Source organism: Butyrivibrio sp. ob235 (genome assembly GCF_900109475.1).
GTDB lineage: Bacteria > Bacillota > Clostridia > Lachnospirales > Lachnospiraceae > Butyrivibrio.
This window is the reverse complement of record NZ_FOBE01000001.1, coordinates 254,580-270,077: the sequence shown is the minus strand read 5'-3', so window position 1 is coordinate 270,077 and position 15,498 is coordinate 254,580. Positions and strand designations below refer to the sequence as shown.

Sequence of the window (15,498 nt, the reverse complement as noted above, 5' to 3'; positions counted from 1 at the left end):
GAAAATATACTGCCGCAGACAGTAAAAAGCTGCATGTATCTTATATAACATCAATATTTATTCGTAATTACATACATTCGTGATAACGAAGGGTCTCGTTAACTTTTTCAATGAAGTCGCGAAACCTCTGTTAAGTTCGCACATCTTTAGGAGGTCTGTTGTCGAAATAGCGCCAATTCTCTACATTCTCTTTTTTATCGTTCGCATAAAAAGAGACCTTTTTGACGGTATTTCGTAATATAACATCAAAAAGGTCGCGTTGAGTTTTTCATTCAAGCTTATTGGGATTTATTCACCGAAATCCATAAGTCCTTCGGTTTCATCAGTTACAACTTCTTCATCTTCAAGTTCTGCAGCTGATGGTGTCGGAATAAATTCTGAAATATATGCATCCTGCGGTAATCCTGCAAGCATTGCCGGAAGGTTTAATATAATTCCGTCCATATTATATGGCAAAGGAAGTCCTACCTGAATCTTGGAGGTTTTACCATCTTTTTCTTTGGTTACAAGAAGCTGCATATTGAAGTTTTGTCCCATGGTATCAACCATACCACGTTCGCCCTCTTTAATAGATGCTACCTTTTCGCCGTTTACGAGGACATCTATCTTATAAGGAACTTCGTCTATTGTTTTTCCACCATATTCAAGTGGTTTATTATCAAAATATACTGTATGTCCTCTGCCGATTATAAACATGGCTGCTGCAATCAGGACGAGGACTACAAGAGCTATAATGCGATATATCAGGACTTTTTTCTTTGATTTATCCATTTACTTCCTCCTCCTGAGACAAAGCAAGCTGCTGGCTCTCTTTTGATTTATTCTTTCTCTTATTTGTCTCATACATTATAAGTGCAACTGTAATAACCGCATAGGAAACAAATACGCGGAAATATTCTCCTATCATGGAATCGCCTGTAATAACAGTTCCAGCCTTAGGAGCAACGATAAACATTGTGTGGAAAAGTATTATTCCAAGGAATACATTTCCGATAGATGCTTTATCTACAGAAGCACCTCCGACAAGGAGTGCTGCAATACAGAACATACCAATCTGTGAATGTGAGCTGTAGGTTGCAATATTACCCATATTCTGGAGATAGATGATCATACCAATGCCTGCAAATACTGTTGAAAGAACCATTGATATAATTCTGGTACGCTCAACATCTATTCCGGCATCTCTTGCTACTTCCATATCCTGTCCGACTGCTCTCATATCCTGACCAAGCTTAGTCTTTCTGAACCAGATGATAACAAGGCATAATAAAAACACGATAATGAAAGTTGCGACAGGAATCTTTACTCCTGCAATGGTAAGAGGAATAAGGTTATCAAGCTTTTGTCTCATGGATAAAAGAGATACTGTGTTTCTGACACCATAACCTCTGGGAAGCTTGATTGTACCATGCTTAATTGGAATAACAGGTCCCATAAGGTAAAGTACAACAAGCTGGTAAATACCGTTGATAAAGAAACTTATAATATAACTCGTGATCATCTCACGGCCTTTAGCCATATTGAGCACTTTTCCGCAAAAAAGACCAAGCAGTGCAGAAATCGGGATTGAAATGATCATGGCAAGTACCATACCGGGGATTCCGACAATCTGCCAATCACATACAAGTATAAGACCAATCTCTCCTGCCATAGCTCCAAGAGTCATTGAAAAGTTAAGACCCATTCCGGCCATAATCGGAATAAGAAGGCTAAGGATCAAAAATGCATTTCTTCCCATTCTTGTAACAATCTCATTTGCCAGATAACTCGGAGAAAGTCCTGAAATCGGTGCACATACCGCACATATAAGAAGAAACATAAGAGGTACTGAAAACCTTCTGAGGTAATCGCCTAAACTATTTTTACTCATTTTGCTCCCTCCGTTTTTCTTGTAAGTGCATACAGAATCATACCGTTGGAAACAATTATTCTGATAACCTCACTCATATCAAGATGAATCATATTGTTCATTACTGTAGGTGTCATTGTTACAATACCCTGGAAAAGGATTGTTCCGATAATAACGTTCATAATTGAAGCTTTATTTACGGATGCGCCACCTATAAGGATTGCGGATACAGCAGGAAGTGCCATATAAAAAGGTGCCATATAGAGCTGAATAAAGCCAAATCCCTGCTCATAAACAAGAATACCTATAGCTGCAAGCCAGGTGGACATTACAACGGAAATAAGTCTTATTTTGTTTACATTAATTCCTGCAGATCTGGCAAATTCAGGATTTGAACCCACTGCAGTCATCGCGGTTCCTGTCTTTGTATGAAGGAAAGCCCACATAAGGAAAGCAAGAAGCGCAAAGAAAATAAGGGCTCCCGTAGGTATTGAAAGATTACCTATATTGATCTGAAGAATCTTTGCAAGAGCCTGAGTATAGTAACCTTCAAGGGAAATTGTAGTTCTGAGACCTTTGCCTGCCATACCCCATACCATGTTGGGACTGTGGTAAGGAAGAAGAAGCCACATCATACACATAAGAGAAACTGATGAAAATCCAACATATGTTGCAATCATCATCTCTCCACCCTTAATTTTGTTAAGTAGCCAACCGTAAACACTTCCGAATACCAGAGCAAAGGGTGTTGCAAGAAGAATCGCCATGAAGAATGACATAGTTCCTGTAAAACCAAGCTCTATTGAAAGAGTTGCACCTAAAAGGCCGGAAATAATTCCAAGAGGAAGGCCGAAATTCAGTCCGCAACCGGAATGAACCATAGGTACCATTGCCAGTACAAGAATTCCGTTCCAGCTAAAGCGGTTAATAATATTTGAAATCTGTGTGGGTAGATCAGCTCCCACAAAGGGCGAAACAACAAGTAAAAGTACAAGGAAACCGGTAATAATAAGTCTCGGAAGGCCGAAATCCTTGGCTATGCTTCTTGCCCTATCTTTAAATGTGATCGTAGTTGTCTGTTCACTCATCACGTATTACTCCTTAACAGTTTTGCAGCATAAGCTCGCCGAATTTTTCAAGCTGTTCACCTGCAGGGAGTATACCTGCAACCTTTCCGCCTGAAACGATCGCTATTCTGTCACAGGTTCTTCTAAGCTCTTCCAGCTCGGAGGATACCATGACAATTGTTACGCCTTTTTCTTTATTGAACTTTTTCAAAGCATCAAGCACCAGTGATTTTGCACCTACATCGATACCTCTTGTAGGTTCGCTTACAAAAAGCAGCTTAGGTTCAAGAGCAAAGGCTTTTGCAAGACATACCTTCTGCTGATTACCACCTGAAAGCTCTTTTGCTTTCTGAGTTGAGCTTGTGCACTTAATTTTAAGTTCATCAATATATTTGTCGGTGACTGCTTTAATTGCGGAGTCATCTCTCCATTTAATCATGCCTCCGAGATATTTTTTCAAAAACTTGTCCTGAATCTGCATTGCAGGGAAAGAAATATTCCACTCTAGGGATTCGTCTAAAAGAAGACCGACTCCTCTTCTATCCTCTGATACAAAAGCAAATGAAGAATCAAGACATTTTCTCGGATTATTTAAGGGAATATCATTGCCTTCGAAAGTAACGGTTCCTCCGGCCTGATATAGTCCCATAACACCGTTCGGAATACCAAGCTTACCCTGACCTGCAAGGCCGCCGATACCTAGAATTTCGCCCTCTCTGACGTCAAGATTGACATTTCGCACGGTTTCACCAGGCATATCAACCCAAAGCTTTCTGATAGACATAACGATCTTCTTGTCAGCTCCGAGATCTTCGGTAACATAATTGGCATCGGAACCCGCTACGTCACGGCCGACCATCCATTTAGTGATATCAGCAACACTTGTATCCTTTGTTGCGGATTCGTTAACTACATAGCCATCACGCATGGTAATGACTCTGTCACATACCGAGAGAATTTCTCCAAGTCTGTGTGTTATGAAAATGACAGCAATACCTCTTTTAGACATGCCTCGAATAGAATCAAGAAGAGCTTCCGCCTCTTTTTCTGTCAAAACCGCAGTGGGTTCGTCAAGAATAAGAAGCTTTAACTGCTCCTTTGAAAGCTCTCTTGCAATCTCTGTAAACTGCTTATGGCCTACAGGCATGTTTGAAGTAAGCATGTTTTTATCTATATTAACGCCCATTTTCTGAATAGCTTCATCGGCGCGTGTATCCATATCCTTACGATCCAGTGTATCCATACGGTCACTGAAAAGCTGTGAAAGAACACTTGTTTTCTTTGATTCTCTGTTTAATAAAATGTTTTCTGTAGCCGTAAATCCGGGAATAAGTGAAAATTCCTGATGTACCATTCCAATACCTGCGGCAATGGCTTCAAACGGGGACTGAAATGAAACCTTTTCACCGTTCAGAATAATATCTCCGCCATATCCGCCTGTTTCACGTATGGAATCTGCTCCAAACAGAATTTTCATTAGCGTGGATTTTCCGGCACCGTTTTCTCCGCAAAGACCTATTACCTCGCCCTCATTCAAGGTAAGGTTGATGTCGGTAAGGACCTGATTGCCAAAGAAGTCCTTTTTTATGTTTTTCATTTCAAGTAGTGGTGCTTTACCCATTATTTAAAACCTTTCCATACCTCAAAATATGGGGAGATAAAAGCATCTCCCCACATAAGGTAAATCTTATTTTGTTGTGAAGTACTTTTCAGGAACCTCAACCTCGGTTGAACCCATGTATTTTCCTGGATCACCCATGATGTATGTATCCTGGTAGATCAGGAAGGTGTTGTCTGCCTTAACTCCTGTATCTGCGTTGGTGTAGTTGGAACCGTTCCATGCTGCACCGGGTGAAAATACTTCGTATGCCTTTGAAATATCATCGATATTTGTGAGTTCGCTCTTGCCATCGATTACATTCATAGCATGCTGTGCAAGACCTGCTGAAACAGTGTAGCCATAAGAGTATGCCCATGTTCCGAATCTTCCTGCGCCGCCTTTTTCTACAACTGCGCTCTCAACCTTAGCAAGGATCTTCTCAAAGTCACCTGCCTCTTCTGTGAGGTCAAGACCAAGTGCTCCGGGATATCCCATAAGAGGTGAAGGAAGGTCTGCTTCGATGAAGTAACCACCGTTCTCAAGAAGTCCTCTGAGAAGGGGCTCTGTGTGAGCATCATTTGTACAGAAATATGCAGAATTCTGACCATACTTTTCAACCCACTCCGGAACGTGCTCTGCAATGTAAGCCTGTGCTCCGGGAACACCTACGTCTGTTGTCGGATCGGGAGCTGACTCCATAACGAATTCCATGCCGAACTCTTCACAAGCAGCCTTCATAATAGCAACACGACGGCTCATTGTCTCATAGGACAGATGACGAGGGAATGAAATGTGAACGAATGTATCACATCCAAGCTCGTGTGCTGTACGGATGATAAGATATCCGCGAGCAACGAAGTCGTTGTTACATACAAGATCAGCTGCGCTTCCGATTTCAGGAAGATCCTCGTGAGACTCACCTGCGATACAAATGATGTCAGGTCTTCTCTCCTTAATCTGACGGAATGCTTCTGTTGTTCCGGGAATAGCCTGGTTTACGATGATAGCCTTCATATCAGCATCATCTGAAAGATTAACGATTGTCTGGATAGTTGTCTCAAGCTCTTCAGTGAAGTTGTCGGGATAGGTTGCAAGAATAACTCTGTCCTCTCCGTACTTTGCCTGAAATGCCTCAGCACCTCTTCTGTCATCCTCAGACTGGGATACAGATCCTGTTACAATACCAATATGGTAATCTCCGGAAGCTTCCTCTGTAGCTTCCTCTGATGTTTCAGCATCAGCTGTTTCATCATTTGCTGCATCTTCATTAGTATCTGCAGCGGTCTCTGTCTGTGCAGTATCCTCTTCTACAGTCTCGATAGTAGCAGCGCCGCTATTACCACAAGCCATAAGCATTGTGGAGAGCATAACGGTGGCGGTCATAACACCAATTAACTTTCTCATACACTTTCCTCCTTTGAAGTTTTAAAGCGTTAACTTTATAAATGCAATTATATAGAGAAAACTCATAAAACACAATAAAAAATATCAATTCAGATGTTAATTTCTTCATGATTTGACAAATATTTTTCATTCTTTTTGTAAAAGTTATCCTTATTGAAGGTTAACATAAGGTGATATACAATAAATATTATTATTTTCAGAAAGAGAGAACGAATATGACAAAGGAAACACAGGAAAAATTAAATTATATTCTTAATGCGTCTAAAGAAATCGAGACGTATAATCATGCATGCAGAATTTTATCCTATGATCAGGAAACAATATGCCCCGTTAAGGGAATGGAGACTCAGGGTGAGGTATCGGCTTTTCTCAGTAATCAGGCATTCAAAATCGCTAAAGATGAGAAGTTCACTGAAGCTGCGGAATATCTCTATGAACACAAGGACGAACTTACTGAATGGGATGCTGCTTTAGCAGATCAGCTTCACAGAACATACATCAAAGAAAAAAACATAACCCCCGAGAAGAATATGGAGATTTCACTAGTTTACAATAAGGCCTTTGTTGACTGGTCCAAAGCAAGGGAAGCATCCGATTTTTCCATGTTCAGGGAATCATTTAAAAATGTCTTTGAGATGAACAAGGAAATAATCAAATTAAGGGATATTAGTGCCGGAGGTTCGGTATATAACCAGCTTCTTGATGATTACGAACGTGATATTACAACCGATGTTTTGGATGAATGCTTTAGAAAGTGCAAGGAAAGATTGCTTCCTCTTCTTGAAAAGATTATGAAGAGTAAAAAGAATATCAGAAGAGATTTTTTGGATATAGAGGTTACCGACGAGCAACAGGCAAATATAGCAAAATGGCTTCTTGAAACAATTGATTTTGATCTTGAAAGAGGTGCATTTACAACTTCTGAGCATCCGTTTACAAACGGACTTGGTAAGGATGATGTACGTGTTACTACTCACTACTACCCAAATTACTTTATTGGAAGCATGTATTCAATAATACACGAGGGTGGTCATGCTCTCTTTGAAATGCTTGTTCCCGAAGAAAACCACGAACACTTTATAAATGGTGGAAAGACAATGGGAATGCATGAGTCTGTATCAAGGTTATATGAGAACAGAATTGGCCGTTCAAAGGAATTTGTAAGTCTCATTTATCCTAAAGTGTGTGAAGTATTCCCTCAGGTTATGAAGGATGTTTCCGAAAACGAATTATATGAAGCACTAAACATTGTTGAGCCATCCCTTATCAGAACTGAAGCAGATGAGCTCACTTATACCTTCCATGTAATAATCCGTTATGAAATCGAAAAGGCACTTTTTGAAGGTACTCTTTCTATAGATGATGTTCCAAAGGTATGGAATGAAAAATATAATGAATACCTTGGTATTGAGCCTGAAAATGACAGGGAAGGCGTACTTCAGGATGTTCACTGGACCTTTGGCTTTGGATATTTCCCTGCTTATGCTATCGGTAATATGTATAATGCTATGTACTACAATCGTATGAAAAATGAAATTGACATAAATAGTCTTGTTTCTAAAGGCGATTTTAGGACACTGAATAATTGGATGGCTGAAAATGTGTTTAAGAAAGCAGACCGTCTTTCTCCTTCTGAATGGATAAAAGAAATCACCGGAAGAACACTTACAGCTGATGATTTCCTGGATTACCTGGAAGAAAAATATACAGAATTATATAACTTATAATTTTTTACTTTAAGAAAAAAAACGGCCCGAAGTTTTATTATACTTCGGACCGTTTTGTATTTTTGGTTTTATATTCTTGCTACTCCGCATTCTCTTGCAGCTTTTGCTACAGCTTCAGCAACGGCAGGGCCCACTCTCTTATCAAAAGCAAGCGGAAGAATGTATTTTTCGTTTAATTCATCAGATGATACAAGATTGGCAAGTGCATAGGATGCAGCCTGTTTCATCTCTTCGGTTATGTCCTTTGCACGTACATCCAGTGCTCCGCGGAAAAGACCGGGGAAACAAAGAACGTTGTTAATCTGATTGGGATGATCACTTCTGCCTGTGCCGACAACTGCTGCACCGGCTTCAAGCGCTTCCTCAGGCTCAATCTCAGGAACAGGATTTGCCATAGGAAAAACAATAGCTTTTTCATTCATGGACTTAATCATATCCTTTGAGACTATATGAGGAGCACTGACGCCGATAAATACATCAGCACCTTCCATTGCGTCTGCAAGCTTTCCGCTGAATTTCTCGGGATTTGTAATATCTGCCATCTCTGCCTGGGCTGAATTCATCTCGACGCCTTCACAGAGAATGCCGTTTCTGTCAACCATTTTCAGGTGTTTTATACCAAGATTAAGAAGGTGTTTACCAATAGCAATACCTGCGGAACCTGCGCCGTTGATTACCACTTTTGCATCAGAGATTTCTTTACCTACGACTCGCAGTGCATTGATAAGCGCTGCACCAACAACCACTGCTGTTCCATGCTGGTCATCATGGAATACGGGAATGTCACAGAGCTCCTTTAATTTCTTCTCAATTTCGAAACATCTCGGTGCTGCGATATCCTCGAGATTAATACCGCCAAAAGAACCTGAAATAAGATAAACAGTACGAACTATTTCATCGACATCCTTGCTTCTGATACAGATAGGAAAAGCATCAACATCCGCAAATTCCTTAAAAAGAGCACATTTACCCTCCATAACAGGCATTCCTGCTTCAGGACCGATATCCCCGAGACCAAGAACAGCTGTACCATCTGTTATAACAGCTACGAGATTATGACGTCTTGTAAGGGTGTAGGATTTTTCGTAATCCTTCTGGATTTCAAGACAGGGCTGGGCAACTCCTGGAGTATAAGCAAGTGAAAGATCTTCTTTATTTTCAACTTTTACTCTTGAAACAACTTCAATCTTACCCTTCCATTCTCCATGCAGACGCAGTGACTCTTCTGAATAGTTCATCTTCTCATCTCCTAAATCATTATATATTTTGTATAAATAGGAATTTTATATGTATAAAAATTCCACATACCATTTTATGGCATGTGGAAGTAAATAGCTATTATAAATTTGGTAATTTCTTTAAAATAAATTTCCAAATACTCTTAGTGGGACGTGGAAGATAATGAACACCGTCTCTTGTATCAACTCTTAAATTCTTTTTTACTATATAATTATACAAATCGATTGTTGCTACATGATTTTTCTTGGCCCATTTTTTCAGACCTTTGTTATAATGTACCATTAAATTGTTTGTAAAACATATAAGACCTATTTCATCAAGATATGCATCCTTTACGGGACCAACAGTACATAGAATAAGCTTCTTTTTCATTTTTAGCAGTTCGTTATAATATTTGCGATAAACTCCAAAATTACCTCTGTCATTAGCCCCCATCCATGAAACGACTACATCATAAGAATCGGGATCAACTTCGTTAAGGACCTCGTCTATGTAATCATGCTGAGCTCCGCTTCTGGCATAAACAAACATTCCATTCCTGACATCACCGCACAATTCATTGTTTTTTACATTGAACATATAAACCGAACGGGAATCACCTATAAACAGAATTCGTGGGATGCTTTCTTTTACTTTAACGGTTAAAGTGGCAAAAAGATGATGTTTTCTCTTAATCTGTATTGTTGTGATTCCCAGGTCATGAGCAACGATATTTCCATTTTTATCTATTGTTGCAACAGATGGTTTACTCGATTTAAATTTTAGGCCTTTTGTGCTGAGCTTTTGACGATTGTCATAAACCGTAATTTTGAATTCTTCATTAGGAAGAACAGTCTTAGTGAAATATCTGGCGTTTGATCCGACATACAGCTTGTTATCACTGGCGGCACTGACATGTAGTGATATACTCAGTTTTTCTGAAAAAGGGCATGCAAAAAAGAATCCCCAAAATAGAAATATTAAAAAAATGTATCTTTTAATTCTTGTGTTCATAATAGTTCCCAAAATAAATATATATAATATTATCGCACTAAAATGGCCTGCACAAAAGTACAGGCCAGAAAAATTAATATTATCTTAAGCTTTTACTGTAATACTGTATTCTGCGGATTATAATTCTCTTTAATTGCTGTATAAAGCTCTGCATCCGAACATGCTTTGTAAGGGCCAACATAGAAAATACCAAGTATACCGCATGTAAAGAGTGTTAAAATTATCCAGCCAAGGAAGGAAAGATCATAAATAAATGCATTCATTTTTTGACCATTCATCATAGATCTTGAAAGTGTAATGGCATCATTGGAGTCCATATCAGGATTTTCAGCCATGATATATGGAACGAGCCTGTATGAATAGCCTTTTATTATTCCGGGGATAATAAACAATAAAGTCCACAGAGCCTGAAATAAATGAGTAAGAAACATGGTCTTTACAACATTCTTCCAGTTATTCTTAAGACCAAATGCTATATAGCCAAGTTCAGCCTTGGGCTCAACGCGGTTCATTATAAAGAACTTCTGGCATCCTACTTCAAGGGGGTTGAATAAAGCAATCTTAATAATGATACCGATAATAATAGCTATTCCTGCAGCTCCCAAAATTGCTGTTATAATTGCGGGATCAATTTCGGAAATCCATGATCCGCCTGAGCTGGCACTATTCTGGGTACTGTTATAAGCTGATCCGCCTGAACTTCCGCCTACGCAAATGCCAAGCACTACTGAAGCTACAACACAATACCAGTAGTTCTTTTTCATGTTGAGCTTACCGTTTTGTTTAAGTAGTGAATTTGTCCACATAATTAATCTCCCTTCAAAAACAAGTTTCCTTTTATATATATATTATATCAAATTGTGCATAATTAAAGTACAAATTTAGCAAAATATATTGAAATAATATATCTTTTATGCAAATTATCCGATTAATTATAAACAGGAGTTGCCTAATATTAGGCAACTCCCTCCCCCAATAACAGTGGTGTAACACAGATTATTGTCAATATTGAAGATATTATAAGAGTTCCTGGAATCCGGGTACGAAAAGATGTCTCGGAATACCATCTACCATGATCGGTCCAACATCACCCTGGATAAGAGGACGAACATAAGTAATAAACTCATCAGTTACATATGTACCTTCTTTATTAATCCATTCTCTGGGAACAAGACGTTCATCATTTGCAATCTTATGAACATCCTTAACCTCTGTTCCTGCCTGATAAGGATCATCTGAAAGTCTCTCGATAACAACCATCTTACCGCTGTCACCTTCATCAGCAGCCTTCATGGCAGCACCGCCAACCTCATATGCTTCAAGAATATCCACACGTGAAGCACAGTGGCTTGCAGCTCTCTGAAGAGTTGAAAGTTCAATAGCTCTTGTTTTACAACCAATTTCTGTTGAAAGAACTGTGCAAAGATATCTTGCAGTACCTGTAAGCTGCTTATGTCCAAATGCGTCTACATATTCAACGCCGTTGTCATACTCGCTGATATATTTACCATCTTTATCATGAATACCCTCAGAGATTGCAATAACAACATTGGCTTTCTCTTTAAGGAGTTTTCTGACTTTATCTATGAACTTCTTAACGTCAAAAGGAAGCTCGGGAAGATAGATTGCATCAGGACCATCACAGTCCTCTCCTCTTGAAAGAGCAGCTGAACCTGTAAGCCAGCCGGCGTTTCTACCCATGATTTCAACGATAACAACCTGACCATGCTCGGTCTCAAGACTCCAACCATCACGAATAATCTCTTTTACGGAAGTACCGATGTACTTTGCTGCAGAGCCATATCCGGGTGTGTGATCAGTAAGTGCAAGGTCATTATCAATTGTTTTGGGACATCCTACGAATCTTACTGTAGATCCCGAAATAATTGCATAATCGGAAAGCTTTTTGATGGTATCCATTGAGTCATTACCACCGATATAAATAAAGCAATCGATTTCCAAATCAGTCAGTATCTGGAAAATCTTCTCATATGTCTCTTTGCTTTCGAATATTTCCGGAAGCTTATAACGACATGAGCCAAGATAAGCCGAAGGTGTTCTCTTTAAGAGCTCAGCATCAAGACCTGTCTTAATGTGCTCTGCAAGATCAACATAACGACCTTCCATAAGACCCTGAACACCATGGATCATTCCGTAAACCTTCTTGTATCCACGATCTATAGCTGTACGATAAACACCTGCAAGTGAGGAATTGATTGCAGCTGTAGGTCCTCCTGACTGTCCAACAATAACATTTCTCTTCTCCTTAGTTGCCATGGCTATGAATACCCCCTTACCTAGTTTTGTATTATGCAACATGCATACATTTTATAATAAAAATCCTATGTTGTCATTAAAAATGTATAAGAAAAAAATACAAAATACGCAATAGATTAAAAAAACTCAACTTATATCAGGGATATAAGCTGAGTTTTTCGTTAAAATATATTAATTTTGCAATCATTCCTGTACTTCAATTTCTTTTATTAGAAATTCATTACCCTGTACAAGATATGTGTGTTCACTGCCGCAAAAGGGACATATTCTTCCGTGGGCAACGGTTCCATATTGCTTCTTGCAATCCTGACACTCAGTTATCGCAGGAATTGTTTCGATTAAAAGTTCTGTATCTTTAATAAAATCCTGCTTCTCTGAAGCCCATTTCCAACAGTCAGTCAAAAAGTGAGGAATTACGGTTGAAACTTCACCAAGTTCAATTGTAACCTTCTCAATTTTTTCAATTTTGTTTTCTTCTGCGACCTCTTTAAGATCATCAATAATATGAAATACTACACCAAGTTCGTGCATAAAAACCTCAATTATAAGCGCGATATAAATATTTACGCCTTCTCAGCACGATCCATAGCAAGCTGGAAATCCTTAGTATCTTCAAATACATTATTTGAGTAAGGATTCTTACCAAGTTTTACTGCTCTCTTAATAATCTCTGCTATACAAATAACATTGATTGTTATTGAGAGAATAGCAACAAATCCCTGCATTCTGGGATCTGCGGTAATGCCCATAGATGAAATGATTTCTCCTGCCTGTGCTGTTTTACCTGCTCCTGAATTGTAAAGCTCAATTGCCTTTGAATAAAGATCCATTGTAGTAATGTTATTAGCTGTAGCACCACCGTATACTGTAGGAAGTGCTGCCGCAAACTTACTCCAAAGCTGGAATCCGGGAACTACCTGAGCCCACATGCACCAGATAGCAAGTGTATTAGCTCTGTTCTGAATCCATGCACCCTTGTTCCAAAATGCATTTGCAAAAGTAGGTGCAAGAAGAAGTGCAACGCCGCAATACCAGGTGTGTGTAGGAAGATTTAGGTATGTATACTCAAAGTTCCATACATCATAAGCAAGGATAAACCAAACGGTCATATCAGGCCAGAGCATATCTGACTTATTTCTGTCTTTAGACGTGTAAAGATGAACAACACCTGTCATACAGAAGATATTTATCATACCTGCAAGAGCGTTAACAACGTTCCACCATCCACCGTAGATGAATACACCTTCGTTAGATGCCCACCATGCACCGGAAAGGTTACCTGTGATATTAAATGCAGCAAGAGCTGACTCCATATCAGAAACATTTGCGATCATGATGTTAGCTGCAACGATGAACCAAGGGAACCAGGCAAACCATTTTTCTTTGCCAATGCCCCACTTGTACTTGATCATCATGAAGCCTACACATCCTATATCAGCAGCGTAAAGTTTGAAATAATGGAACCAACCGTCCATATAAGCTACTGTAGGATTGCTCGCACCTCCAAACATACCAAGATGTGCTACAATAAAATAAACTGTGAGGATTGTAGGGATAATTACAAAAACCAGGATACCGCCGGCTTTTGTTCTTCTACCAATCTCGTTCATAAGAATAAGGCCCGTGAAGACAAGAACCCATCCAATGAGTTGTGACGCAGCACTTGAGCCATAAAGTTGGAATAGCATAAGTTACCTCCATAAAATTAAACAATATTATCTTCAATAATAATGCAATATATGAGCGTAAAATGCTATTGGCAAAAGTTATATATTTTATACTGTATTTATGGATACTATTATTTAAAATGTAGTTTCCGATTTTTTCTTTTTATTTTATGAAATCATCATAATAAGGAACAAATATTTTAGAACCTGCTACAAGATCAGTATTTGTCGATATTCTGTTGATTGAAGCGATGTCATGAGCAAGTTCATTGATATCTCTGTAATGAAGGTCGTCCATATATTTCTCAGCTATCGAATATACTGAATCACCGGAAGCTATTGATACGGAAGAATAATAACGATATTGCTGATGATCATCACTGCTACTTGCGTCAGATTTAAATGAGAATGAAAGAATGAGAGCAAGGAAAATGATTACAGAAACAGAAACACAAAATGTAACAACTCTTCTGCGAAGCTGTATCTCTCTTCTCTTCTTATTATTCATGGAACGAACAAAGCTCTTCTCACAGTTCTCTGAATAACTATAAGTTTTACCACCAACAACCACTTCTCTCATCTTGTTACCTCCGAATGCGAACAAACGTTACGAACGGTTGTTCTGTAATAAATATATCGAACATTTATTCTTTTGTCAACAATAAATTCGCACATTTGTTCTAAAATTGAGAACAAAATAATCTTAAAGAAATCATTCGTTTGAGTTCATATTTTGTTCATATTTATAAAGTATTATTTAATCAAGATAGTTGATGAACGAAATCACACTATCTCCCCCTCATAAGAAAATCGCAGGACACTCACAGTAATGTGGGTGTTTTGTGATTAATTCAATTTCTTTATGTATTCATAATAATCCATCCCCTGTCCAATAAAACGTACAGCGAATATATGTTTGCTATAATTCTTTTTTTATGCTAAACTGAACATAGGTTCTGAATTTTTATGGAGGATTATCATGGAAAAAAGAAGAATTAGTGCAAAACAGCAAGAAATATTGGATTTTATCAAGGATAAGATTCTGGAGAAAGGCTATCCGCCGACAGTAAGAGAAATTTGTGAGACAGTACATCTGAAATCAACATCTTCTGTCCACTCTCATCTTGAAACACTTGAGAAAAACGGATATATAAAAAGAGATCCTACCAAGCCTCGTACAATTGAAATTTGTGACGATTCATTCAATATGATTCGAACTGAGATGGTTAATATTCCTGTTGTCGGTCAGGTTGCTGCGGGAACTCCTATTCTTGCAGAGCAGAATATTGACAGCTACTTCCCTATCCCGGCTGAGATGTGTCCTAAAGGACAGATGTTCATACTAAATGTTAAAGGTGATTCTATGATAAATGCCGGCATTTTTAATGGGGATCATATTTTTGTTGAAGCTTGTGATACAGCCAGGAATGGTGAGCAGATAGTTGCCCTTATAGATGATTCAGCAACAGTTAAAACTTTTTATAAAGAAAAGGGACATATAAGACTTCAGCCTGAGAACGATACTATGGAACCTATAATTGTCGATGATTGCGAGATTCTTGGCAGAGTATTTGGCGTTTTAAGGCTTTATTGATATTTTTGATTCGTATTTATAAATGCCAAATCCTCGATTAGATCATTTAATATTGATAAAAAAGAAGGAGTAGATATTTTC

General features: G+C 38.6%; 14 protein-coding genes. 2 read left to right on the top strand and 12 right to left on the bottom strand.

The window, feature by feature from the left end:
- Nucleotides 1-288: 288 nt before the first annotated feature.
- From BMW61_RS01150 to BMW61_RS01130, 5 genes are all read right to left on the bottom strand, one after another.
- On the bottom strand, nt 289-771 hold the full coding sequence (locus BMW61_RS01150) for a DUF6672 family protein (protein ID WP_022759984.1): 483 nt from the start codon (nt 769-771) through the stop codon (nt 289-291).
- Entirely contained in the window at nt 764-1,870 is a 1,107-nt protein-coding gene (locus BMW61_RS01145; protein WP_022759983.1) for an ABC transporter permease, read from the bottom strand. Before BMW61_RS01145 ends, BMW61_RS01150 begins: the two co-directional genes overlap by 8 nt.
- Entirely contained in the window at nt 1,867-2,937 is a 1,071-nt protein-coding gene (locus BMW61_RS01140) for an ABC transporter permease (RefSeq protein ID WP_022759982.1), read from the bottom strand. The genes BMW61_RS01145 and BMW61_RS01140 overlap by 4 nt, the downstream gene beginning before the upstream one ends.
- Nucleotides 2,938-2,950: 13 nt before the next feature.
- Nucleotides 2,951-4,537 carry a sugar ABC transporter ATP-binding protein gene (locus tag BMW61_RS01135; RefSeq protein ID WP_091819448.1) on the bottom strand — a complete coding sequence of 529 codons (1,587 nt, stop codon included), beginning with the start codon at nt 4,535-4,537 and terminating at the stop codon, nt 2,951-2,953.
- A gap of 66 nt (nt 4,538-4,603) precedes the next feature.
- Entirely contained in the window at nt 4,604-5,920 is a 1,317-nt protein-coding gene (locus BMW61_RS01130) for a DUF3798 domain-containing protein (protein WP_207650169.1), read from the bottom strand.
- Between the two features lie 215 nt (nt 5,921-6,135).
- Between BMW61_RS01130 and BMW61_RS01125 the strand changes: the two genes are divergently transcribed.
- Nucleotides 6,136-7,647 (top strand): carboxypeptidase M32, encoded by a 1,512-nt coding sequence (locus BMW61_RS01125; protein WP_091819447.1) that lies wholly within the window; start codon nt 6,136-6,138, stop codon nt 7,645-7,647.
- A 68-nt stretch (nt 7,648-7,715) separates the two neighbouring features.
- On the opposite strand, the gene BMW61_RS01120 is transcribed toward BMW61_RS01125, so the two are convergent.
- The 7 genes from BMW61_RS01120 to BMW61_RS01090 all read right to left on the bottom strand — a co-directional run bounded on the left by BMW61_RS01120 (nt 7,716) and on the right by BMW61_RS01090 (nt 14,403).
- The gene (locus BMW61_RS01120; RefSeq protein ID WP_026497503.1) at nt 7,716-8,885 is read right to left on the bottom strand and encodes an NAD(P)-dependent malic enzyme; all 1,170 of its coding nucleotides are present in this window, start codon (nt 8,883-8,885) and stop codon (nt 7,716-7,718) included.
- Nucleotides 8,886-8,985: 100 nt separating this feature from the next.
- Nucleotides 8,986-9,879: an Ig-like domain-containing protein gene (locus BMW61_RS01115; RefSeq protein ID WP_022759977.1), complete on the bottom strand. Its 894-nt coding sequence runs from the start codon at nt 9,877-9,879 to the stop codon at nt 8,986-8,988.
- A 92-nt stretch (nt 9,880-9,971) separates the two neighbouring features.
- On the bottom strand, nt 9,972-10,685 hold the full coding sequence (locus BMW61_RS01110; RefSeq protein WP_022759976.1) for a DUF975 family protein: 714 nt from the start codon (nt 10,683-10,685) through the stop codon (nt 9,972-9,974).
- A gap of 211 nt (nt 10,686-10,896) precedes the next feature.
- Nucleotides 10,897-12,156 (bottom strand): 6-phosphofructokinase, encoded by a 1,260-nt coding sequence (locus tag BMW61_RS01105; RefSeq protein WP_022759975.1) that lies wholly within the window; start codon nt 12,154-12,156, stop codon nt 10,897-10,899.
- Nucleotides 12,157-12,339: 183 nt separating this feature from the next.
- Nucleotides 12,340-12,687 (bottom strand): hydrogenase maturation nickel metallochaperone HypA, encoded by a 348-nt coding sequence (locus BMW61_RS01100; protein ID WP_022759974.1) that lies wholly within the window; start codon nt 12,685-12,687, stop codon nt 12,340-12,342.
- 32 nt (nt 12,688-12,719) lie between these two features.
- Nucleotides 12,720-13,844, bottom strand: a complete 1,125-nt coding sequence (locus tag BMW61_RS01095; RefSeq protein WP_022759973.1) for a DUF5692 family protein — start codon at nt 13,842-13,844, stop codon at nt 12,720-12,722.
- 142 nt (nt 13,845-13,986) lie between these two features.
- Entirely contained in the window at nt 13,987-14,403 is a 417-nt protein-coding gene (locus BMW61_RS01090) for a LysM peptidoglycan-binding domain-containing protein (RefSeq protein WP_026497508.1), read from the bottom strand.
- A gap of 399 nt (nt 14,404-14,802) precedes the next feature.
- On the opposite strand from BMW61_RS01090, the gene lexA reads away from it, so the two are divergent.
- Nucleotides 14,803-15,417 carry a transcriptional repressor LexA gene (gene lexA, locus BMW61_RS01085; protein WP_022759971.1) on the top strand — a complete coding sequence of 205 codons (615 nt, stop codon included), beginning with the start codon at nt 14,803-14,805 and terminating at the stop codon, nt 15,415-15,417.
- Nucleotides 15,418-15,498: the final 81 nt, after the last annotated feature.